This is a genomic window from Enterobacter sp. 4974935 (assembly GCF_058661735.1).
In genome coordinates this window covers 1,302,196-1,324,207 of the sequence record NZ_JBZWGT010000003.1, presented here as the reverse complement: position 1 = coordinate 1,324,207, position 22,012 = coordinate 1,302,196, and the positions used below count along the sequence as shown (strand labels likewise).

The 22,012-nt window shown below is 55.6% G+C and carries 19 protein-coding genes; 8 read left to right on the top strand and 11 right to left on the bottom strand.

The window, feature by feature from the left end; translation table 11 throughout:
* Positions 1 to 36 precede the first annotated feature (36 nt).
* Positions 37 to 972, bottom strand: a complete 936-nt coding sequence (dusC, locus tag AC4OVS_RS07500) for a tRNA dihydrouridine(16) synthase DusC (RefSeq protein ID WP_022648689.1) — start codon at positions 970 to 972, stop codon at positions 37 to 39.
* Between the two features lie 168 nt (positions 973 to 1,140).
* On the opposite strand from dusC, the gene AC4OVS_RS07495 reads away from it, so the two are divergent.
* The 4 genes from AC4OVS_RS07495 to sanA all read left to right on the top strand — a co-directional run bounded on the left by AC4OVS_RS07495 (position 1,141) and on the right by sanA (position 4,079).
* Positions 1,141 to 1,536, top strand: a complete 396-nt coding sequence (locus AC4OVS_RS07495; protein WP_022648690.1) for a CidA/LrgA family protein — start codon at positions 1,141 to 1,143, stop codon at positions 1,534 to 1,536.
* The gene (locus AC4OVS_RS07490) at positions 1,533 to 2,228 is read left to right on the top strand and encodes a CidB/LrgB family autolysis modulator (RefSeq protein ID WP_022648691.1); all 696 of its coding nucleotides are present in this window, start codon (positions 1,533 to 1,535) and stop codon (positions 2,226 to 2,228) included. The genes AC4OVS_RS07495 and AC4OVS_RS07490 overlap by 4 nt, the downstream gene beginning before the upstream one ends.
* Positions 2,229 to 2,356: 128 nt before the next feature.
* Positions 2,357 to 3,241, top strand: a complete 885-nt coding sequence (gene cdd / locus AC4OVS_RS07485) for a cytidine deaminase (protein WP_491922293.1) — start codon at positions 2,357 to 2,359, stop codon at positions 3,239 to 3,241.
* Between the two features lie 127 nt (positions 3,242 to 3,368).
* Positions 3,369 to 4,079 (top strand): outer membrane permeability protein SanA, encoded by a 711-nt coding sequence (sanA, locus tag AC4OVS_RS07480; protein WP_022648693.1) that lies wholly within the window; start codon positions 3,369 to 3,371, stop codon positions 4,077 to 4,079.
* Positions 4,080 to 4,206: 127 nt separating this feature from the next.
* On the opposite strand, the gene mglC is transcribed toward sanA, so the two are convergent.
* From mglC to AC4OVS_RS07445, 7 genes are all read right to left on the bottom strand, one after another.
* Positions 4,207 to 5,217 carry a galactose/methyl galactoside ABC transporter permease MglC gene (mglC, locus tag AC4OVS_RS07475; RefSeq protein WP_022648694.1) on the bottom strand — a complete coding sequence of 337 codons (1,011 nt, stop codon included), beginning with the start codon at positions 5,215 to 5,217 and terminating at the stop codon, positions 4,207 to 4,209.
* Positions 5,218 to 5,232: 15 nt separating this feature from the next.
* Positions 5,233 to 6,753, bottom strand: coding sequence for a galactose/methyl galactoside ABC transporter ATP-binding protein MglA (gene mglA / locus AC4OVS_RS07470; protein WP_003859320.1), 1,521 nt, complete (start codon positions 6,751 to 6,753; stop codon positions 5,233 to 5,235).
* Positions 6,754 to 6,832: 79 nt separating this feature from the next.
* Entirely contained in the window at positions 6,833 to 7,831 is a 999-nt protein-coding gene (mglB, locus tag AC4OVS_RS07465) for a galactose/glucose ABC transporter substrate-binding protein MglB (RefSeq protein ID WP_022648695.1), read from the bottom strand.
* Positions 7,832 to 8,126: 295 nt separating this feature from the next.
* Positions 8,127 to 9,149 carry an HTH-type transcriptional regulator GalS gene (gene galS, locus AC4OVS_RS07460; protein WP_003859324.1) on the bottom strand — a complete coding sequence of 341 codons (1,023 nt, stop codon included), beginning with the start codon at positions 9,147 to 9,149 and terminating at the stop codon, positions 8,127 to 8,129.
* Between the two features lie 155 nt (positions 9,150 to 9,304).
* A complete protein-coding gene (yeiB, locus tag AC4OVS_RS07455; RefSeq protein WP_023300585.1) occupies positions 9,305 to 10,462 on the bottom strand; it encodes a DUF418 domain-containing protein YeiB in 1,158 nt (385 codons plus the stop codon).
* An 18-nt stretch (positions 10,463 to 10,480) separates the two neighbouring features.
* Complete coding sequence (gene folE / locus AC4OVS_RS07450; protein WP_017383384.1) at positions 10,481 to 11,149, bottom strand: GTP cyclohydrolase I FolE; 669 nt, start codon at positions 11,147 to 11,149, stop codon at positions 10,481 to 10,483.
* A 102-nt stretch (positions 11,150 to 11,251) separates the two neighbouring features.
* The gene (locus tag AC4OVS_RS07445) at positions 11,252 to 12,400 is read right to left on the bottom strand and encodes a YbfB/YjiJ family MFS transporter (protein WP_491922292.1); all 1,149 of its coding nucleotides are present in this window, start codon (positions 12,398 to 12,400) and stop codon (positions 11,252 to 11,254) included.
* A 137-nt stretch (positions 12,401 to 12,537) separates the two neighbouring features.
* Here AC4OVS_RS07445 and fghA point away from each other — a divergent pair, with 137 nt between their 5' ends.
* Together fghA and AC4OVS_RS07435 are read left to right on the top strand one after the other, a co-directional pair.
* Positions 12,538 to 13,365 carry an S-formylglutathione hydrolase gene (fghA, locus tag AC4OVS_RS07440; protein WP_155025866.1) on the top strand — a complete coding sequence of 276 codons (828 nt, stop codon included), beginning with the start codon at positions 12,538 to 12,540 and terminating at the stop codon, positions 13,363 to 13,365.
* Between the two features lie 261 nt (positions 13,366 to 13,626).
* Positions 13,627 to 15,612 (top strand): ligand-gated channel protein, encoded by a 1,986-nt coding sequence (locus AC4OVS_RS07435; RefSeq protein ID WP_023306610.1) that lies wholly within the window; start codon positions 13,627 to 13,629, stop codon positions 15,610 to 15,612.
* A gap of 54 nt (positions 15,613 to 15,666) precedes the next feature.
* Here the strand turns inward: AC4OVS_RS07435 and AC4OVS_RS07430 are convergent, their stop codons facing one another.
* The gene (locus AC4OVS_RS07430) at positions 15,667 to 17,136 is read right to left on the bottom strand and encodes an amino acid permease (protein ID WP_022648700.1); all 1,470 of its coding nucleotides are present in this window, start codon (positions 17,134 to 17,136) and stop codon (positions 15,667 to 15,669) included.
* 179 nt (positions 17,137 to 17,315) lie between these two features.
* Positions 17,316 to 18,182: a DNA-binding transcriptional regulator YeiE gene (yieE, locus tag AC4OVS_RS07425; protein ID WP_017383387.1), complete on the bottom strand. Its 867-nt coding sequence runs from the start codon at positions 18,180 to 18,182 to the stop codon at positions 17,316 to 17,318.
* A gap of 97 nt (positions 18,183 to 18,279) precedes the next feature.
* On the opposite strand from yieE, the gene AC4OVS_RS07420 reads away from it, so the two are divergent.
* A complete protein-coding gene (locus AC4OVS_RS07420; RefSeq protein WP_154051447.1) occupies positions 18,280 to 19,326 on the top strand; it encodes a YeiH family protein in 1,047 nt (348 codons plus the stop codon).
* A gap of 64 nt (positions 19,327 to 19,390) precedes the next feature.
* Positions 19,391 to 20,248 (top strand): deoxyribonuclease IV, encoded by an 858-nt coding sequence (nfo, locus tag AC4OVS_RS07415; RefSeq protein WP_032623904.1) that lies wholly within the window; start codon positions 19,391 to 19,393, stop codon positions 20,246 to 20,248.
* 74 nt (positions 20,249 to 20,322) lie between these two features.
* Here the strand turns inward: nfo and fruA are convergent, their stop codons facing one another.
* Positions 20,323 to 22,008: a PTS fructose transporter subunit IIBC gene (fruA, locus tag AC4OVS_RS07410; RefSeq protein ID WP_022648704.1), complete on the bottom strand. Its 1,686-nt coding sequence runs from the start codon at positions 22,006 to 22,008 to the stop codon at positions 20,323 to 20,325.
* Between the last annotated feature and the right edge of the window lie 4 nt (positions 22,009 to 22,012).

Below are 22,012 nucleotides of genomic sequence, written 5' to 3'. Positions count from 1 at the left end.
CCGGCTCCGCGCCGGGCAAACGTATTCACACTTCGCTCAGTGCTTCGACTGGATCACACGGGCAATATCCGCCGACGTCTGTAGCGTACGGATCTCCTGAAATAATCCCAGCGCGTCGTCGTACTCTTTCCGTAAATAACTCAGCCACTGCTTAATGCGCGCGACGTGATACAACCCGGTATCGCCCTGCTTTTCCAGCCGCGTGTATTTTTGCAGGAGTTTCACCACGTCCGCCCACGGCATCCGCGGCTCATTGTATTTCACCACCCGGCTGAGGTTCGGCACGTTCAGCGCACCGCGGCCAATCATCACGGCATTACAGCCGGTCTCTTTGAGGCAGGCCTGCGCGCTCTCATAATCCCAGATTTCGCCGTTAGCAATCACCGGAATAGTAAGCCGTTTGCGGATCTCGCCAATCGCCTGCCAGTTAATGCGCTCGGCTTTATAACCATCCTCTTTGGTTCGCCCGTGCACCACCAGCTCGGTGGCGCCCGCCTGCTGCACCGCGTCGGCAATTTCAAACTGCTTGTCGCCGCTGTCCCATCCCAGACGCACTTTGACCGTCACCGGCAGATGCGATGGCACCGCCTCACGCATGGCCTTTGCGCCGCGATAAATCAATTCCGGATCTTTGAGTAACGTCGCCCCGCCGCCGCTGCCGTTGACCAGCTTTGACGGACAGCCGCAGTTAAGATCGACACCGTACGAGCCAAGCGCTACCGCGCGGGCGGCGTTTTCCGCCAGCCACTCAGGATACTGGCCGAGCAGCTGGACGCGCACCAGCGTACCGGAGGGGGTGCGGCTCTGACGATGCAGTTCCGGACAGAGACGATAAAATGATTTTTCTGGCAGCAACATATCGACCACGCGCAAAAACTCCGTCACGCAGAGATCGTAATCGTTCACCTCGGTAAGCAGCTCGCGCACGAGAGAGTCGAGCACGCCTTCCATCGGGGCCAGTAAAACACGCATTCTGAGTACCTGTGAAAAAAGACGCGCTATAGTAGCTGCTCTCTATGTATGTTGAAAGCCCGGCGTTCCATTCTGGAATGTCTGGTATGCCCAAAATTCATGATGTGATCCGTGGCACATTTTCAGGTTTAATTGTATGATGAATACGTCTCAGCAAGGACTTTCACCATGAGCAAATCACTGAATACTATCTGGCAATACCTTCGCGCCTTCGTCCTGATTTATGCCTGCCTGTACGCCGGCATTTTTATCGCGTCGCTGCTGCCTATTACCATCCCCGGCAGCATTATCGGCATGTTGATCCTGTTTGTGCTGCTGGCATTACAGGTGCTGCCCGCGAAATGGGTCAACCCGGGGTGCTTCGTTCTCATTCGCTATATGGCCCTGCTTTTTGTGCCTATCGGCGTTGGGGTTATGCAGTATTACGATGTGCTTAAGGCGCAGTTCGGCCCGATAGTGGTCTCCTGCGCCATCAGTACGCTGGTGGTTTTCCTGGTCGTCAGCTGGAGCTCACACATTGTGCATGGCGAACGTAAGGTCATCGGGGAGAAAACAAAAAAATGATGGCGAATATCTGGTGGTCCCTGCCGTTAACCCTGGTGGTGTTCTTTGCTGCGCGTAAGCTTGCGGTTCGTTTCAAAATGCCGTTGCTCAACCCGCTGCTGGTCGCCATGGTGGTGATTATTCCTTTTCTGCTGCTCACCGGCATTTCTTATGAACGTTACTTCGCCGGGAGCAAGATCCTCAACGATTTGTTGCAGCCTGCCGTGGTGGCGCTGGCGTTTCCTTTATATGAGCAACTGCATCAGATCCGCGCGCGCTGGAAATCCATCATAACCATCTGCTTTGTGGGTAGCCTTGTTGCGATGATCACCGGTACCTCGGTGGCCTTATTGATGGGCGCATCGCCGCAGATCGCCGCCTCTATCCTGCCTAAATCCGTTACTACGCCGATTGCCATGGCCGTGGGCGGCAGTATCGGCGGCATTCCGGCCATCAGCGCCGTGTGCGTGATTTTCGTCGGTATCCTGGGCGCGGTGTTTGGTCATACGCTGCTGAATATCATGAAAATTCGGACCAAAGCGGCGCGCGGTCTGGCGATGGGTACCGCCTCGCACGCGCTGGGCACCGCACGCTGCGCGGAGCTGGATTATCAGGAAGGGGCATTCAGCTCGCTGGCACTGGTGATCTGCGGGATTATAACCTCCCTGCTCGCGCCGTTTATCTTCCCGATTATTCTGGCAGTAATGGGCTAAAATTTGCGATGCGTCGCGCAAATTTCATTTTCATTTCATAAGTTGCATACATAATGAGATTTGGATCACATATAAAGGCCGTACGGCTCCGTACACTACCGATCCATTAACCTTGATGAGGCAACGTCATGCATCCACGTTTTCAAGCTGCTTTCTCTCAGCTTGCAGAGAATTTGCAATCAGCCCTGGCTCCGGTTCTGGCGGATGCGCATTTCCCCGCCCTGCTGACGGCAGATCAGGTCACGACGCTTAAACAGGCAACGGGGCTGGACGAAGACGCGCTGGCTTTCGCCCTGCTACCGCTGGCGGCTGCTTGCGCCCGCGCTGACCTTTCCCATTTTAACGTAGGCGCAATTGCGCGCGGCGTGAGCGGGACCTGGTACTTCGGCGGGAACATGGAGTTTCTCGGTGCGACCATGCAGCAAACCGTTCATGCGGAGCAGAGTGCCATCAGTCACGCCTGGCTGCGCGGCGAAAAGGCCCTGCGCGCCATCACCGTCAACTATACCCCTTGCGGCCACTGCCGTCAGTTTATGAATGAGTTGAACAGCGGTCTTGAACTGCGTATCAACCTGCCGGGACGCGCGCCGCATACGCTGGGTGATTACCTGCCGGATGCTTTTGGCCCTAAAGATCTTGAGATCAAAACCCTGCTGATGGACGAGCAGGACCACGGTTACGCGCTCTCAGGGGATGCGCTCAGCGAAGCGGCCATTGCCGCCGCCAATAAAAGCCACACGCCATACAGCAAATCACCAAGCGGCGTCGCCCTTCAGTGCCGCGACGGCCGCATCTTCACCGGCAGCTATGCAGAGAACGCCGCGTTTAACCCGACGCTGCCTCCGCTCCAGGGCGCCCTGAACCTGCTCAGCCTGAACGGGTATGACTACCCGGATATTCAGCGCACGATCCTCGCTGAAAAGGCCGATGCACCGCTGATCCAGTGGGACGCGACCGCAGCCACGCTGAAAGCGCTGGGCTGTTCAACCATCGACCGCGTGCTGCTGGCATAATCTGTTCGGCGGGCAAATTTGCCCGCCAGTCTGACGAAAAACCCCTCAGTTGAATCGCTGTTTCTTGCGCTAACCAGGCGGGTACAGTAGCCTGAGGGAAATTTCATCATCGGTACGAGCCATCTGCATGTTAAAGCGCGTGTTTTACAGCCTGTCTGTCCTGGTCGGCATACTGCTGTTGATCGTGCTGGGTCTCGACCGCTGGATGAGCTGGAAAACAGCTCCCTACATTTTTGATGACCTACAGGACCTCCCCTACCGCCAGGTTGGCGTGGTGCTTGGCACCGCCAAGTATTACCGCACCGGCGTCATCAATCAGTATTACCGGTATCGTATTCAGGGCGCGCTGAACGCCTATAACAGCGGCAAGGTGAACTATCTGCTGCTGAGCGGCGATAACGCGCTGCAAAGCTATAACGAGCCGGTGACGATGCGCAAAGACCTGATTGCCGCAGGCGTCGACCCGGCCGATATCGTGCTCGACTACGCCGGATTCCGCACGCTTGATTCCATCGTGCGTACCCGCAAGGTGTTCGACACCAACGATTTCATCATCATCACCCAGCGTTTCCACTGCGAGCGGGCGCTGTTTATCGCCCTGCATATGGGGATCCAGGCCCAGTGCTACGCCGTGCCGTCGCCAAAAGATATGCTGAGCGTACGCGTACGTGAGTTTGGCGCCCGTTTTGGCGCGCTGGCTGACCTGTACCTGTTCAAGCGTGAACCGCGCTTTTTAGGCCCGCTGGTGCCGATCCCAACGATGCACGAAGTGCCTGAAAATGCGCAAGGTTATCCGGCGGTGACGCCGGAGCAGCTGCTGGAAATGCAGAAGAAGTAATAACTGATGTCGGGTGGCGGCTTCGCCTTACCCGACCTACGATCGCGATTTTGTAGGCCCGGTAAGCGTCGCGCCACCGGGCAAAAAAAGGCCCGCTACGTGAGCGGGCCTTTCCATTCTGAAGAACTTATTTCTTACGCGCGTACTTCAGTGAATCCAGGGCAACCGCGAAGATAATGATCGCGCCCTTGATGATGTACTGCCAGTACGGGTTCACGCCGATGTAGGTCAGGCCGTAGTTGATCACGGTGAAGATGATCACACCGGTCACCACGCCCAGCACGGTACCCACGCCGCCGCTGAAGGAGACGCCGCCGACCACGCAGGCCGCAATCGCATCCAGCTCGTACATAAAACCGAGGTTGTTGGTGGCAGAGCCGATACGGCCTGCTTCCAGCATCCCGCCGAAGGCGTAGAACACACCGGACAGGGCATAAATCATCAGCAGGTTCAGAGCCACGTTGACGCCGGAGACTTTCGCCGCTTCCGGGTTGCCGCCGATAGCAAAGATGTTTTTACCGAAGCGGGTTTTGTTCCACAGGATCCAGACGAACGCCACCGCAATCAGCGCATAGAAGGTGATATAGGAGAGACGGAAGCTGCCCAGCGCAACAAACCCCTGCGTGAAGGTCGAGAAGCCGCTTTCGAAGCCAGAGATTGGAGACGCGCCGACGAAATCGTAGTACAGGGAGTTGATACCATAAACGATGATCATCGTGCCAAGCGTGGTGATGAATGGCGTCACGTTCAGGTAAGCAATGATGATGCCGTTAATCAGGCCAATTACCGCGCCGATGGCGCATACGATCAGGATCACCACGAAAATCGGCATGGTCGCCATCTCCGGGAACACCTTGTTGGCGTTTTCCATCGACTGCAACAGGGTTGCCGCAATAACCGCCGCCAGACCCACCTGGCGCCCTGCCGAAAGGTCTGTCCCCTGGGTAACGATGAGCCCTGCCACGCCCAACGCGATGATAATACGTACGGAAGACTGGGTCAGAATATTACTTAAGTTCAGCAGACTTAAGAACGTTGGGTCCTGGAAAATAATTATCGCCAGCAAGACTAAAAGAACAACGTAAATACCGCCTTCTTTCAGATAAGTGAGAAAACTTTTTTTATTTAACGCACTCATGAGGAGCCCCTGATCTTAAAGGTGCAAAGACGCAAGACGCAAAATTTCGTTTTGCGTTGTCGTTTTGGTTTCAACAATACCGGCAACGAGACCATTGCTCATAACCAGAATACGGTCTGTGATCCCTAACAATTCCGGCATTTCGGAAGAAATAATAATGATCCCTTTATCTTTTTTCGCCAGCTCTGCGATCAGCTGGTAAATCTCGAATTTTGCACCCACGTCGATACCGCGCGTAGGTTCATCCAGCATCAGTATTTCAGGCTGGGTTAATAGCCAGCGACCAATAATGACTTTCTGCTGGTTCCCTCCCGAGAGTGAGCCAATTTGCGTGCGGTGGCCCGGCGTTTTCACGCGCATGGAGTCAATCACCCATTGGGTATCGCTCTTCATGCGGGAATTATCCAGCAACCCGACCTTGTTTTTGTAATTGCGAATATTAGAAATTAACGAGTTAAAGTTAATATCAAGATAAGCGTAAATACCGGTGGAACGCCGCTCTTCCGTCACCAGCGCGAAGCCATTATTAATGGCTTCGTTGGCATTATGGTTGTTGATTTTCTTACCGTGCAGGGTAATGGTGCCTTCGGCTTTCTCACGGATACCAAACAGGGTTTCCACGATATCGGTGCGCTTAGCGCCCACCAGCCCTGCGATACCAAGGATCTCGCCCTTGTGCAAATCGAAAGAGACATCGCGGATGGACGGCTGACGCAGTGAGGTCAGGTTACGCACCTCCAGAATCACTTCGCCCGGCTTGTTTTCTTTATCCGGGAAGCGCTGGTTCAATGAACGGCCAACCATCATGGCGATGATCTTGTCCATGTCCAGCCCTTCCAGCGGCTGGGTGGCAATCCACTGGCCATCGCGCAGGATGGTAATTTCATCGCACAGCTGGAAGATCTCTTCCATTTTATGTGAGATATAGACAATGCCGCAGCCGCGATCTTTCAGCTTACGGATGATGGTAAAAAGGTGGTTAACCTCTTTTTCCGTCAATGACGATGTCGGTTCATCCATGATCACGATTTTCGCATCATAGGAGAACGCTTTGGCAATTTCGATCATCTGCATCTGGGAAACGGATAATGTCCCGACGCGTGCGCGCGGGTCAATATCAATATCCAGCTCATCGAAAATGGCTTTGGTGTCGCGATACATTTTATCCTGATCGACAAAGACACCTTTGGTTGGATAGCGGCCCAACCACATATTATCCATAACTGAACGTTGCAGAACCAGGTTTAATTCCTGGTGTACCATCGAGATACCGTTCTCCAGCGCTTCTTTCGCTGAATGGAAGTCGATCTCTTTTCCCTGAAAAAGAATGCTGCCAGAATCTTTTTGATAGATCCCAAAAAGGCATTTTAATAATGTTGATTTACCCGCACCGTTTTCACCCATTAACGCATGAATAGAGTGAGGACGAACTTTTAAATTAACATTATCGAGCGCCTTAACACCGGGGAATGACTTGTTAACACCGGTCATTTCCAACAAGTATTCACCGGACGACTGAGTAGTTGTGCTGACCATAATTATACCTTGTTGGCCTCGCATATCGCGTTATAAAAGGGCGCAACGAATTGCGCCCAGTGAAGACAATTCAGATAACTTATTTACCGATAAACTCAGCCAGGTTGGACTGGTCTACGCCCACGTAAGGAACGCGAACGATTTTGTTTTCAATTTTCCAGCTGGTGCCGTCAGCAGCGCCTTTACCATCAGCGAGGTTTTTCGCCAGATCGAAGGTGGCTTTCGCCTGGTTGTTAGCATCGTTCAGCACGGTACCGGCCATTGCGCCAGATTTCACCAGCGCCAGCGCTTCTGGCAGGGCATCCACACCGAATACAGGAATGGCGGATTTGTTGTGTGCTTTCAGCGCTTCAACTGCACCCATTGCCATTGCATCGTTGTTGGCGATGACCACTTCAATTTTGTTGGCGTTCGGGCCAGAGAGCCACGCATCCATCTTATCTTTCGCCTGAGCGGTGTCCCACATTGCGGTGTCTAACGCCAGCTGCTGGGTTTTCAGGCCCTTGTCGTTCAGCTCTTTAATAACGTAGGTGGTACGTGCTTCAGCATCCGGATGGCCCGGTTCGCCTTTCAGCAGAACGAACTGAATCTGACCATCTTTGTTCATATCCCAGTTTGGGTTCGCCGCCCAGTGTTTCGCAATCAGATCGCCCTGGATAATCCCGGACTCTTTGGAGTCAGTACCCACGTAATAGGCTTTATCGTAGCTGTCCAGCGCTTTACGGGAAGGCTCTTTGTTGAAGAAGACAATCGGCACGTTCTGGCCGCGTGCTTTCTCGATCACCGTACCTGCCGCAGCCGGGTCAACCAGGTTAATAGCCAGCGCTTTCACGCCTTTTGCCAGAAGAACGTCAATCTGATCGTTCTGTTTGGACTGGTCATTCTGGGAGTCATTCATCAGCAGCTGCACGTCTGGCGCTGATTTAGCATCTTTTTCAATTGCTTTACGCACAACGGACATGAAGTTGTCGTCGTATTTATAGATAGTCACGCCAATACGGGTATCCGCTGCGTGTGCTGCTGCGCCAAAAAGCATGCTTGCCATGACAGCAGACAGAGTCAACACCTTCTTATTCATGGTATCTCCGGTTTTTTTTATGCAGGGTAGTTCTTGTGAAAAACGGTCGGCGGGCAGATGTTAATAAAACGTTACTGATCGCCGAAGTTCACTTATAAAATGTCCAGCTTCCGTGTTCGGTAACGCTCCAGAAATGCGTTTTATTCGTTGTTTGAGGCATTCTGGTAACGGTAAAAGTGAATAATCACCGTTACATTGTGTTTCAGCCCCTAAAACGCTGACATCATAGACAGCGGCTTGTTAAGATACTGTGAATTTACTCACAGATTGAAAACGGTTACATCACGTGATGTTATCAGTTAGTGATCGGAGCCACAGTTTGTCGGATAGCGACCGAATGGCGGCGTACTAAAGTCGGCATAAAACAATGCGTTGCGTCAGGATCTAACAGCCCTGCCGCCCCCTGTAACGCCAGCTCTGTCGCCAGTTTCGCCATCGACGCAATGGGGTAACGCACCGTTGTCAGCTGCGGATCGGTGTAACGGGCAATCGGAATATCATCAAAACCGATCAGCGATAAATGCTGCGGCACCGCAATGCCATTATCTTTCAGCGCGGTAAGCGCACCTGCCGCCATGCTGTCGTTATAGGCAAACACGGCGGTCAGCTGAAGGTTACGCCCCAGCAGTTCAACCATTGCCGCTTCACCGCCCTGCATGTCCGGCGAACCGGTACCAACCCAGCTCTCCAGCGGCGCAATGCCCTGCTCTTTCAGGGCGTTTTGCCAGCCCTCGCGGCGCATCATGTCGTCTTCAATACCGTGGCTTGAAGCCAGATAACCAATGCGCTGATGGCCGTTGCTGATGAGCATCCGCGTCGCCATCATCGCGCCGCTGATGTTATCCAGACCGACACAGCGGTGCGCATAACCGGGGACGATACGGTTGATCAGCACCATACCGGGGATCTGCTCCATAAACCCGGCCAGCTCTTCATCGCTCAGGGCTTTTGAGTGCACAATCAGGGCGTTACAGCGCTGGCGGATCAGTACCTCAATGGCATAACGCTCTTTTTCAGCCTCGTGATAGCTGTTGCCAATCAGCACATATTTCTGGTGCTGCTGGGCAACGACGTCCACCGCTTTGACCAGCGCGCCGAAGAAGGCGTCCGACACGTCCATCACCACGACACCAATGGTATCGCTGACCTGCGTCGCCAGCGCCTGAGCATTGGCGTTTGGCCGGTACCCCAGCTGGGTCACGGCTTTCATTACGGTTTCACGCGTTTCAGGGCTGACCAGCGCACTGTTGTTCAGCACGCGGGAGACAGTAGCAACAGAAACACCCGCCTGGCGGGCGACGTCACGAATGGTGATCATATTCACCACCCTTAAAAGGATTGCAGCAACTCACAGACACCCCCTGTGTTTAGCAAGGTGGCTATTCTGGCAGCGAGAGAGAAGAGACTACGTGAAGAAGCTCACACAGATGAAAACGCTTACATCCGTTTTGTTAATGATTGTGATCCAGATCGTTATCTGGATGTATTACGCAATGACACGCCCGACGCAAGGGCGGTTAACCGTCGCCATACCCACTCCAGCGGGCCCTGGCGGAAAAAACGCAGCCAGATAACTGAAAACACCACGTTAACAATCCAGACCGGAATAACAAACGCCAGCAGCGTCAGGCGGTCGAATTTCATAAACAGGCCGAATCGGTAGAAAAGCGTGGTGCATATCAGCGTTTGCAGGATGTAATTGCTTAACGCCATCCGTCCAACGCAGGCCACCGCACTGACGATCCACAGGCGAGAAAGCCGGGGCCATAAGCCATAGATCAGCGCCGCATAGCCAATGGTCTGGAACGGCGCGCTCAGCTCTCGCGGCACCTGCAACAGGAACGCGCACCAGCGGTAATCCCACTGAAGATGCCACTGTAAGATCACCGCCGGAAGGTTAATCATCACGCCGAGCAGTACCAGGCCAGCGCCTGTGAGACGATAGTGTCGCAGGCTAAATTCTCCTTTCAGCCAGCCGGTGCGCATCAGGGCTGCGCCCATCAGCATCATCCCCGCCAGCTGCCAGCCGTATTGCGCCCCCAGCGCCAGCAGGTTATCGCCGAGCATATCGGCCCGGTTGCCGATCGCTTCCATGCCACCTTTCAGCTTCCAGAACTGCTCATATTGCAGATTGGCCGCATCCGGGATCCACGAACGACTGGTGGAAGCATCGGCAATCATGCCAAGCAGCAATAACACGGTCAGTCCCATGACATAGAGCATCACGCCAGTGTTAAAGAGGCTTTTTACACCGGGCGCGTCGCGGATCAGCCGCCAGCAAATCAGGCCCACCAGACCATACGCGAGCAGAATATCGCCGTCCCAGAAAAGCAGCCCGTGAATAAAACCGAGGATAACCAGCAGCGTTAAACGCGACTGGATCCAGCGCGTACCGCGTTTGAGGAGAAGCTGAAGTCCCGCGCCAAACAGAAGCGCAAAGAGGGTCAGAAATTTAACCTGTGCGAAGAGATCAAGGATTGCCCACGTCCAGGCGTCGCTGCGCGTGATGTCGCCATACCACGCAGGGTTCAGATAGGCGGCCTTCGGCAGACCGAAGGCGCTAATATTCAGCAGCAGGATACCGAGAATGGCGACGCCGCGAACAAAATCGAGCGTGACGTTTCGCTCCATGGTCCCTGCCCTGTCTGATTAGTTGTGGTGGCGCACGGCGCGCAGAAACTCCTGGCGGGTGTTCTGGCTCGATTTGAACAGGCCGCCCAGCGAGGTGGTGGTAGTCGCGCTGGTTGCATCACGCACGCCACGCGCTTTCACGCAGTAGTGAACCGCGTCGATAGACACCGCCACGTTGTTAGTCCCTAACAGGGTTTGCAGTGCGGTCAGGATCTGCTGCGTCAGACGCTCCTGCACCTGAGGACGCTGGGCAAAGAACTGCACGATGCGGTTGATCTTGGACAGGCCAATGACCGTATCTTTTGGAATATAGGCCACCGTCGCTTTACCATCGATGGTCACAAAGTGATGCTCGCAGGTGCTGGTCAGCGTGATATCGCGTACCGTCACCATCTCATCGACCTTCATCTTGTTTTCAATGACGGTGATTTTCGGGAAGTTCGCGTAATCCAGGCCGGAGAAAATTTCGTCGACGTACATTTTCGCGATGCGGTGCGGCGTCTCCATCAGGCTGTCGTCGCTCAGATCGAGATTCAGCAGTTGCATGATCTCCGTCATATGGCCGGCGATCAGACTCTTGCGGGTAACATTGTCCAGCTCCTGCACGGGCGGGCGCAGTGGCGTTTCAAGACCGCGCGCAACCAGCGCTTCATGGACAAGGGCTGCTTCTTTACTGAGTGATGACATTCTTTTCTCCTGCAGGTGTGGCGTCTTTTGCCCTCGTTGTGGCAAAAGTGTGCGCTCATTGTGCGTGAGGCGACGCACATAATCCAGTATTCACGTCGATAATTATTGCAATTGCTGTTGCCTTTCAGCCTGACGGTTCCAGACTAACGCTCCGCCAGCGAACAGCGCGATCCCCGCCAGCCCCAGCGCAGGTTCCAGCCGGTGCGTGAGCCAGGTCGAGAGTGCCGACGTGACCGGACCAATCAGCTGACCAATGGCATACCCGGTGGTGAGCAGTCCCGCCATATAACGCGTATGATCTGGCGCCAGCTCGCGACCGTACTGAAGAGAGAGCTGCACGGCGCAGAGGAACCCGCCGCCCACCAGCAGCCCACCCGTCAGCAAGCCGCCAATGCCCGGCAGCAGCCAGGCCGCCAGCACGCCTATCCCCTGTAACCAGAGAACAATCGCCAGCCTGCGGTTAGCGCTTGATGTATGCCGCAGGGCAATACTGATCGCAATCCCCACCACCGAGGCGGCGCCAAATATTGGCCAGACAAACTGGGCAAACAGGCTGCCCGGGAAACGCACCGCCGCCATTTGCGACAGGAAGGTCGCGGGGAGGATATAGCCGAATCCTGCCAGACTGTAGCTCCAGACCAGACGCCTGAGATCCGCGGTCAACAACAGCGGCTCAGGCGCGGTACCGGGGCGATGAAGCTGGCCCGCGCGCGGCAGATAGCGCGCCACCAGCGCAATCAGCACCAGCGCCAGTACGCCGTAGATTTGCCATGCCGCGCCGGCAGACAGGGATCTCGCCTGAATATAGACCGCCAGCAGGCCACTCAGGGCGATGCCTGCCCCGGGTCCGGCAAAGACGGCTGCACTAAGCCCCGGCTTGCCCAGCTGCCCCAGCCGCTCGTTGGTCCAGGCGGCAATCAGCACCATCGACCAGCCGCTCATGCAGCCGATTACAAAGCGCAGCAGACCGTGAACGACGGCATTATCTGCCGCCGCAGAGAGCAGCGTCAGCGCCACCGCGCCAGTGATGCCAAGCCAGAGACGCGTTTCAACGAAGCGATGAGCGCGCATAGCATCCCATGCCCCCACCAGATAGCCCAGGTAGTTCATTGCCGCCACCAGCCCCGCGCTGGTGAGCGTGAGTTGCCCGGCGGTAATCATCAGCGGCACCTGAGGCGTGAAGGCGAAGCGCCCTATCCCCATCGCCACGACCAGAACCACAAATCCGCTGAGCGCGATACGCAGCGCCATGATCGCTCCAATTGTTAAAGAAAAGTAAATTTATGATGCAACATCTCGCCGTCCTGCGAAAGTGAAAGTTGCTCACAGGTCAATGAAAACTCTGTATTATGCGTTTTATGAATAGTCTTTCGGATAAGGAGCCCTGCATGGAACTGCTCGAAGAGCATCGTTGTTTTGAAGGTCGGCAGCAGCGCTGGCGGCACGACTCCACCACGCTGAACTGTACTATGACGTTCAGCATTTTCCTGCCCCCTGCGGACAATCCACCGGTGTTGTACTGGCTTTCAGGCCTGACCTGCAACGACGAAAATTTCACCACCAAAGCGGGTGCCCAGCGTATTGCTGCCGAACTGGGCATTGCGCTGGTGATGCCAGATACCAGCCCGCGTGGCGATGACGTGGCCGACGATGCCGGATACGATTTGGGTAAAGGCGCCGGGTTCTATCTCAACGCCACGGAACAACCCTGGGCGAGCCATTACCGCATGTATGACTACATTCGCGATGAACTGCCTGCCCTGGTGCACTCTCAGTTCGCGGTCAGCGAGCGCTGCGCGATAAGCGGACATTCGATGGGTGGCCACGGGGCGCTGATAATGGCGCTGAAAAATCCGGGGAAATACACCAGCGTGTCCGCATTTGCGCCGATTGTGAACCCAACGCAGGTGCCGTGGGGGCAAAAAGCCTTCACGCACTATCTGGGTGAGGATGCAGAGAAATGGCAGGAATGGGACAGCTGTGCGCTGTTGCTGGCAAGCCAGCCAGAAGACGCTATCCCGATGCTGGTGGATCAGGGTGATGCCGATCAGTTCCTCGCCGGGCAGTTACAGCCTGCGGTGCTGGCGGAAGCCGCGCGCCAGAAGGACTGGCCGCTGACGCTGCGCATACAGCCGGGATACGATCACAGCTATTACTTTATGGCGTCCTTTATTGAAGATCATCTTCGCTTCCATGCGACACATTTGTTCGCGTAAATACAGCTGTTTGCCCGATAGCCTCTCGCCTGTCGGGCCTTTCCCCTCATTTACATAATCCTATCCGCTTGAATCCAGCCTGTTTTCCGTCGCCATCACTCAAACACAAATGATTTCAATTATCATTTGTGTTTACAATTCTACATTCTTTTGTACAATTCCAGGCTCTTCTCCATCTCAAAGAGTTCTTACAAGACAAAAACATACAGTTCTCAGGGTTATCCCGATGGAGTTTTTTTCATTTTTATACGGAATGTACAAATGACAATACCACGCATTAAGCTCCTGGCCGTCGCTATTGGCGCTGCCACATGTTCCCCCTTCGTTCACGCAGCCGATCAGGACACCGTTGTCGTTACCGCGACGGGTTTTGAACAAAAGATCCAGAATGCCCCCGCCTCCATCTCTGTGATTTCAAAACAGCAGATTGAAGATAAAGCCTACCGTGATGTTACCGATGCCCTGAGAGATGTCCCGGGCGTCGTCGTCACCGGCGGTGGAAGTAGCAGTGATATCAGTATTCGCGGCATGGCCTCTCAGTACACCCTGTTCCTGGTGAACGGCAAACGCGTCAGTACGCGAAGCACCCGCCCAAACAGCGACAACTCGGGTATTGAACAAGGCTGGCTGCCGCCGCTGGAGTCCATTGAGCGCATCGAGGTCATCCGCGGCCCGATGTCCTCGCTTTACGGCTCCGATGCTATGGGTGGCGTCATTAACGTCATTACCAAAAAAGTCTCGAACACCAAAGCCTGGACCGGTTCGTTGCATGGCGATGCAACCTTCCAGGAAAACCATGATTCCGGCGATATCTTCCAGACCAACGCCTACGCCTCTGGTCCCCTGATTGACGGGCTGCTGGGTGCAAAAGTGACGGGGCTGTTGTCACGCCGCGCAGAAGATAAAATCGTGAACGGCTATAACGAGCAGAAAATGCGTAACGGTGGCATTACGCTGAACTTCACGCCGGACGAGAAGAACGATTTCGATCTCGACTTTGCTCGCGAGCTTCAGGACAGAAACAGCACCCCGGGGATGTCGAAAGCAGCTGAAACCTGCCGGGGAACAACCTGTACGCCAAATACCAAAAGCGACTCGCGCTATGAGCACACGACCTACTCGTTAACCCACAGTGGTTATTACGACGACTTCAATACCACCAGCTATATCCAGCAGGAAGAGACCAATAATCCAGGTCGCAAAATGCGTTCCTACAACACCACCTTTAACAACCAGAACCAGATCTTCCTCGGCGATCATACGTTGACCCTCGGCGGGCAGTACCGCTATGAGAAACTGCGCGACAACGGTAATCAGCTGGAAGCTGCTGACGGCCTGAACAAACTGACGCGCTGGAGCTGGGCCCTGTTTGCCGAAGATGAATGGTCAATGACGGAAAGCTTTACGTTGACCGGCGGCCTGCGTATGGACAAAGACCAAAACTACGGGACGAACTGGACGCCGCGCGGTTACGGCGTATGGCACCTGGCCGATCAGTGGACGTTGAAAGGCGGGGTTTCTGCTGGCTATCGTGCGCCGGATCTGCGTCAGTCGTCTGCCAGCTGGGGCCAGGTGACAGGTGGCGGCCGTCTTGACGGTATCATCGTCGGCAACCCGGATCTGAAACCCGAGAAGAGCCTGAGCGAAGAGCTCGCCCTGCTCTGGGATAACAACGATAACCTCAATGCCGGTGTGACCCTGTTTAATACCGACTTCAAGGATAAAATTACGGAAGTTCGCCGCTGTAACAGCAGCGCCGATCCCGCCTGTACGATTGGCGATCATAGCTATGATTTCGTCAGCGATCGCGTCAACGTGGACAAAGCCAATATGCGCGGTGTGGAGTCCTCGTTCGGCTGGAAAATCACGCGCGATGTGAACTGGACTGCAAACTACACCTATACGGAATCCGAGCAGAAGAGCGGCCAGTTCTCCGGCAAGCCACTGAACAAAATGCCAAAACACATGTTCAACACCACCCTGGACTGGCAGGCGACGCCCGACGTCGGCTTCTGGAGCCGTCTGAACCTGCGCGGTAAAACGTCTGAGTACCTGAGCCGCACGTCAATGTCCCAGGGTACACCGTCCTACACTCAGGTTGATGTCGGTATGCGCTACAACGCCAACAAAAACCTGCTGGTTACTGCCGGTGTGTATAACGTGCTCGATAAGCAGATTGACTACGATACGTATGACACCGTGCTGGATGGCCGTCGCTATACCGTTGGCATGACTTACAGCTTCTGATCTGCCCATAAAAAAGCCCGCTCGATTGAGCGGGCTAAAAGAGAGGAAGTGCGGTTATTGTTTAAATCGTTCCGGGAAATCCATTTCACTGTAGCGAACGAAGCGCGTTCCTTTCGTCAGTTTGTAGCCAAACCAGATGATCAGGAACAGCGGAATGCCAATATAGGTAGCCGTGACGGCGCCCCAGTCAATGGTGTCCGCAAGGAAGGCCTCATAGTTCTGGCCCAGGGTAATGATCAGGCACAGAACGAAGGCGAAGATCGGCCCCAGCGGGAAGAACCCTGACCGGTACGGCAGATTATTCAGATCATGCCCCTGCTTGACGTATCCGCGACGGAAACGGTAGTGGCTGATGGCAATGCCCAGCCAGGCAATGAAGCCCGTCATACCAGAGGTGTTAAGCAGCCACAGGTAGACCGTCTGGTTGCCGAACATGGAGGTCAGGAAACAGAGACCCGCAATCACCGTGGTCGCATACAGCGCGTTGCGTGGCACGCCACCGCGAGACAGTTTCGAGAAAATACGTGGCGCTTTACCGTCGCAGGCCAGGGTGTAGAGCATGCGGGTAGAGGCGTACATCCCGGAGTTACCCGCAGACAGTACCGCCGTCAGGATCACCGCGTTCATCACCGCCGCCGCAGAGAGCAGACCCGCGTGCTGGAAGACCAGGGTGAACGGGCTGACGCTGATGTCTTTCACATCGTTACGCAGCAGGCTTGGGTCGGTATACGGAATGATCAGGCTGATAATCAGGATCGCGAACACATAGAACAGCAGGATACGCCAGAACACCTGACGCACCGCGCGCGGGATGGTCTTCTCCGGGTTTTCGGATTCACCGGCCGCAATGCCAATCAGTTCGGTGCCCTGGAAGGAGAAGCCGACAATCATCGCCACGCCAATCATCGCCGAGAAGCCCCCGGCAAACGGCGCATCGCCTATTGTCCAGTTACTCCAGCCCGCCGGTTCGGCCCCTTTGAAAATACCAACGATCATCGCCACACCGACGACGATAAAGATGATGACGGTTGCCACTTTAATCAAAGAGAACCAGTATTCCGCTTCGCCGAAACCGCGCACGGAGATGTAGTTCAGCAGGAAGATGACCGCCAGGAACAGGGCGCTCCAGATCCAGCCGGGCGTGTCCGGGAACCACCAGGTCATCACCAGCTGTGCGGCGACGAGGTCAACGGCGATGGTCACCGCCCAGTTGTACCAGTAGTTCCAGCCCAGCGCGAAGCCGAAGCCTTCCTCAACGTATTTTTGTCCGTAGGTCGAAAACGAACCAGACACCGGCATGTATGCCGCCAGTTCGCCCAGGCTGGTCATCAGGAAGTAGACCATCAGGCCAATCAGGATATAAGAGAATAATGCCCCACCCGGGCCGGCTGCCGAAATTGTTGCGCCAGAGGCAACGAAAAGACCCGTACCGATGGAGCCGCCAATGGCGATCATCGTCAGGTGACGCGCCTTAAGTGCGCGACGTAGCGCGGGCGCTTCTGTGGTTTTAGTTTCTGAAACCATGTGAAAATGCTGTCCATTCAATAAATGAGGCGCGATTGTAGCAGACGATCTGCGTTGCTTCCGGCAGAAATGCTCAGTTATAAGAGAGCTTCATGACTCGGCCAGGATTATAAGTAAAGCATAAAAATGTGGAGTGATAAGCGCACCTGGCCCCGGTAAGCGAAGCGCCACCGGGGACGTTAAATGGCACAATAGCGCAGAAAACGCTGGAGCGAGCTGGAAAGGTGTTTCTGACGATGGTGGATGCACCACAGCGTGCGCACCAGCTTCGGCAGCGGAACGGGGATCTCAACCAGAGAGCCGGTTTCCAGCTGTTCGGCGATCACCCGTCGGGAAAGACAGCTAATGCCCAGGCCATGACGTACGGCATGCTTAATGGCCTCGGAGTTACCTAACTCCATCCCTAGCTGGAACTGCGGCAGATGGGACAGCAGTAGATAATCGACAATCTCACGCGTGCCGGAGCCCTGCTCTCGCAGGATCCACTGCGCCTGCGCCAGACGCTCCAGCGTAACCTCGCCCTGGAGTAAAGAAGAGGCCGGGGAAGCAAACACCACCAGCTCATCCTCAAGCCAGGGCTCCGCAATGATATCGACGTTGTGGCACGGCCCTTCGATAAGACCGATGTCCACGCGGAAATCAATCACCGCGTTAATCACGTCCTGGCTGTTGCCGACGCTCATCTCCAGCGGCAGGGTCGGAAAATCCCGGCGGTAGCGGGCGATCACTTCCGGCAGGATGTAATTACCGATCGTGCTGCTGGCGTAGACGCGAATAGCGCCGTTGTCCTCGCGGAACAGCTGTTCGATCTCCGTTGCCTGCTCAAGCAAGGCCAGGGCACGCGGATACAGCAGGCGGCCATGTTCGTTCACCACCAGTCGCTTTCCTACCCTGTCGAAAAGCTGGACGCCCAGTTGCCCTTCAAGATCGGTCAAGGCCGCGCTAACGGCGGACTGCGAGAGCGCCAGCATTTGTGACGCCTGGGTTGTCGAGCCGCTTTTCAGCACCTCGGCAAAAACTTCCAGCTGACGCAATGTAATGTGCATGGTTGCTTACCACTTATAAAGATTGATTATAAATATATAATCAATTTTATTTTTAAGCCAGAGCGCCGTAACCTTTAGTCAGACAAAGGAGAAGGTTATGTCAGAAATCACCTTACAACATCATCGTACAGTGTGGCACTTCGTGCCGGGTCTCGCGCTCAGCGCCGTGGTTACCGGCGTGGCCTTATGGGGCGGCAGTATACCGGCGGTTGCCGGTGCAGGGTTCAGCGCCCTGACGCTGGCCATTCTGCTCGGCATGGTGGTCGGGAACACCGTTTACCCGCACATCTGGAAATCCTGCGACGGCGGCGTGATTTTCGCCAAGCAGCATTTATTACGTCTCGGGATCATCCTTTATGGCTTCCGTCTCACCTTTTCGCAGATTGCGGATGTGGGTGTCAGCGGGATTGCCATCGACGTCCTGACCCTTTCGAGCACCTTTTTACTGGCGTGCTTTATCGGCCAGAAGATCTTTGGACTGGACAAACAGACCAGCTGGCTGATCGGTGCGGGTAGCAGCATCTGCGGCGCAGCGGCTGTACTGGCAACAGAGCCGGTAGTCAAAGCCGAAGCCAGTAAAGTCACGGTTGCCGTCGCGACGGTAGTTATCTTCGGTACGCTGGCGATCTTCCTGTATCCAGCCATGTATCCGCTGGTGGCGCACTGGTTTAGCCCGGAAACCTACGGCATTTATATCGGCTCAACCATGCACGAAGTGGCGCAGGTGGTGGCGGCAGGTCACGCCATTAACCCGGAAGCGGAAAACGCGGCGGTCATTGCCAAAATGCTGCGCGTGATGATGCTGGCCCCGTTCCTGATTTTCCTCGCGGCGCGGGTTAAACAGCTGGCTCCTGCAGGCGGCAGCGAGAAAAGCAAAATCACCATTCCGTGGTTTGCGATCCTGTTCATCGTGGTCGCTATCTTCAACTCTTTCCACCTGCTGCCAAAAGCGATGGTGGATATGCTGGTCACGCTGGATACGGTCCTGCTGGCGATGGCAATGGCGGCGCTGGGCGTCACCACGCACGTCAGCGCGCTGAAAAAAGCCGGGTCGAAACCGCTGCTGATGGCGCTGGTGCTGTTCATCTGGCTGATTGTTGGCGGCGGTGCGATTAACCTTGCGGTACACAGCCTGTTGGCATAAACCATCTCGTCCTTCTCCTGTTAACCCGCTATCATAGGCATTTCGGGTTAACAGGAGTCTTTTTATGAAATATGTTGGAGCGCACGTCAGCGCTGCCGGTGGCCTTGCGAATGCCGCCATTCGCGCCGCCGAAATCGAGGCGACCGCTTTCGCCCTGTTCACCAAAAACCAGCGCCAGTGGCGCGCAGCTCCCCTCACCGCGGAAGTGATTGATGACTTCAAAGCCGCCTGCGAGAAATACCGCTATGGGCCTGGGCAGATCCTCCCGCACGACAGCTACCTGATTAACCTCGGCCACCCGGTTGCTGAGGCGCTGGAAAAATCCCGCGAAGCATTCCTGGATGAGGTTCAGCGCTGTGAACAGCTGGGGCTGACGCTGCTGAACTTCCATCCCGGTAGCCATCTGATGCAAATCGACGAAGACGCCTGTCTGGCGCGCATCGCCGAGTCCATCAACATGACGCTGGATAAAACCCAGGGCGTGACGGCGGTGATTGAGAATACCGCCGGTCAGGGCAGCAACCTGGGCTTTAAGTTTGAGCATCTGGCGGCGATCATCGACGGCGTGGAAGACAAATCCCGCGTGGGCGTGTGCATTGATACCTGCCACGCGTTTGCCGCCGGGTATGACCTGCGCACAACCGAGGCCACAAAAAATACCTTCGAAGAGTTCGAGCGTATTGTTGGTTTTAAATATCTTCGCGGTATGCACTTAAACGATGCGAAAAGCGCGTTCGGCAGCCGCGTAGACCGTCACCACAGCCTGGGCGAAGGTAATATCGGCCACGATGCGTTCCGCTTTATCATGCAGGATGCCCGCTTCGACGGCATTCCAATGGTGCTGGAAACCATCAATCCGGATATCTGGGCAGAAGAGATTGCCTGGCTGAAGGCACAGCAGACCGCTGAACAGGCGGCATAAAAAAAGCCGGGCGCTTAACGCGACCCGGCTTTTTTGTAGGTCGGGTAAGGCGAAGCCGCCACCCGACACCTCTTTTAGGCTGCTTTTGCGACCACTTCCGCTTCCGGACGCTTCAGCACCGCGTAAGACAGACCCGCCACCAGCGTACCGGCAACAATCGCCAGCAGGTAGCCCAGCACCGGCGTGATGGCGCCAGGGATCAGCAGGACGAACAGACCGCCGTGCGGTGCCATCAGTTTCGCACCTACCGCCATGGAGATAGCTCCCGTTACCGCACCGCCGACGATACAGCATGGCAGAACACGCATTGGATCGCGCGCCGCAAACGGGATTGCGCCTTCGGTAATGAAGCACAGACCCAGCACCAGCGCCGCTTTGCCGCCTTCCTGCTGCGCTTTATCGAACTTACGACGGGCAATGATTGTCGCCAGGCCAAGTGCCAGCGGAGGCACCATACCTGCCGCCATGATCGCCGCCATCGGCGCGTAGGTCTGGGTACTCAGCAGGCCAACGCCGAACGCGTATGCCGCTTTGTTTACCGGACCGCCCATGTCGGTACACATCATACCGCCGAGGATTGCGCCCAACAGCACCGCGTTCGCCGTCCCCATGGTTTGCAGCCAGTGGGTCAGACCTTCCAGAATGCCCGCGACCGGCTTACCAATCAGGTAAATCATCGCCAGACCGACCACCAGGCTGGAAATCAGCGGGATGATCAGGATAGGTTTCAGCGCCTCCATACTCTGCGGCAGCTTCAGCTTAGAGCTGATGAGCTTCGCCACGTAACCGGCAAGGAAACCGGCAATAATACCGCCGATAAAGCCAGAACCAGTGCTCACGGCCAGCATACCGCCGATAAGACCCGGCGTCAGACCCGGACGGTCAGCGATGGAGAAGGCGATAAAGCCCGCCAGCACCGGCACCATCAGCGCAAACGCGGAGCCGCCACCAATCTGCATCAACGCTGCCGCCAGCGTGCCCTGCTCTTTAAAGGCTTCGATACCAAAGGCAAAGGAGAGCGCAATACACAGGCCGCCCGCCACCACCATCGGCAGCATGTAGGAAACCCCGGTTAACAGGTGACGATAGGCACCCGCAGACTCTTTCTTACCTTCGCCAGGCGTCTTAGCCGCACCGGTCGCCTGATAAGGTTTGGCTTCCGCCAGCGCTTTATCAAACTCCTGCGCAGTTTTCTTCAGCGCCAGGCCGGTTGAGGTGCGGTACATCGGCTTACCGGCAAACTTCGCCAGATCCACTTCGATATCGGCCGCCACGATCACCAGATCGGCTTCGGCCACCTCTTCCGGCGTGATGGCATTACCCGCGCCAACAGAGCCGCGAGTTTCAACCTTCACCCACCAGCCGCGTTTTTTCGCTTCGGTTTCAATGGCTTCAGCCGCCATAAAGGTGTGAGCCACACCTGTCGGGCAGGCCGTTACCGCAACAATGCGTTTCGGACCAGCGGTTGCGACCGGCGCGGCCTCAACGGGTGCGCTGTAAACCGTCGCATGACCTTTTGCTTCGCTCAGAAACAGTTCAGGGTGTGCCACCGCGCGGTTAATATCGCCCAGCCACACTTTTTTGCCGTTCAGGGCGCTGTCCGCGGGGATTTTGTCGCCCAGAACAATCGCCATTTCAGCATCACCCGGGTTATCAATGATATCCAGGTGCGCTTTTTGTGCCGCCGCGCCCAGCAGGGTCTTCGCCATATAGGCACGAGCCTGTCCGAGACCGGAGTCAATGATCAGCAGCGTTTTCATTATT

Coding starts and splice junctions, on each gene's coding strand:
- dusC (WP_022648689.1), bottom strand. CDS start 972: ATGCGTGTTTTACTGGCCCCGATGGAAGGCGTGCTCGACTCTCTCGTG.
- AC4OVS_RS07495 (WP_022648690.1), top strand. CDS start 1,141: ATGAGCAAATCACTGAATACTATCTGGCAATACCTTCGCGCCTTCGTC.
- AC4OVS_RS07490 (WP_022648691.1), top strand. CDS start 1,533: ATGATGGCGAATATCTGGTGGTCCCTGCCGTTAACCCTGGTGGTGTTC.
- cdd (WP_491922293.1), top strand. CDS start 2,357: ATGCATCCACGTTTTCAAGCTGCTTTCTCTCAGCTTGCAGAGAATTTG.
- sanA (WP_022648693.1), top strand. CDS start 3,369: ATGTTAAAGCGCGTGTTTTACAGCCTGTCTGTCCTGGTCGGCATACTG.
- mglC (WP_022648694.1), bottom strand. CDS start 5,217: ATGAGTGCGTTAAATAAAAAAAGTTTTCTCACTTATCTGAAAGAAGGC.
- mglA (WP_003859320.1), bottom strand. CDS start 6,753: ATGGTCAGCACAACTACTCAGTCGTCCGGTGAATACTTGTTGGAAATG.
- mglB (WP_022648695.1), bottom strand. CDS start 7,831: ATGAATAAGAAGGTGTTGACTCTGTCTGCTGTCATGGCAAGCATGCTT.
- galS (WP_003859324.1), bottom strand. CDS start 9,149: ATGATCACCATTCGTGACGTCGCCCGCCAGGCGGGTGTTTCTGTTGCT.
- yeiB (WP_023300585.1), bottom strand. CDS start 10,462: ATGGAGCGAAACGTCACGCTCGATTTTGTTCGCGGCGTCGCCATTCTC.
- folE (WP_017383384.1), bottom strand. CDS start 11,149: ATGTCATCACTCAGTAAAGAAGCAGCCCTTGTCCATGAAGCGCTGGTT.
- AC4OVS_RS07445 (WP_491922292.1), bottom strand. CDS start 12,400: ATGGCGCTGCGTATCGCGCTCAGCGGATTTGTGGTTCTGGTCGTGGCG.
- fghA (WP_155025866.1), top strand. CDS start 12,538: ATGGAACTGCTCGAAGAGCATCGTTGTTTTGAAGGTCGGCAGCAGCGC.
- AC4OVS_RS07435 (WP_023306610.1), top strand. CDS start 13,627: ATGACAATACCACGCATTAAGCTCCTGGCCGTCGCTATTGGCGCTGCC.
- AC4OVS_RS07430 (WP_022648700.1), bottom strand. CDS start 17,136: ATGGTTTCAGAAACTAAAACCACAGAAGCGCCCGCGCTACGTCGCGCA.
- yieE (WP_017383387.1), bottom strand. CDS start 18,182: ATGCACATTACATTGCGTCAGCTGGAAGTTTTTGCCGAGGTGCTGAAA.
- AC4OVS_RS07420 (WP_154051447.1), top strand. CDS start 18,280: ATGTCAGAAATCACCTTACAACATCATCGTACAGTGTGGCACTTCGTG.
- nfo (WP_032623904.1), top strand. CDS start 19,391: ATGAAATATGTTGGAGCGCACGTCAGCGCTGCCGGTGGCCTTGCGAAT.
- fruA (WP_022648704.1), bottom strand. CDS start 22,008: ATGAAAACGCTGCTGATCATTGACTCCGGTCTCGGACAGGCTCGTGCC.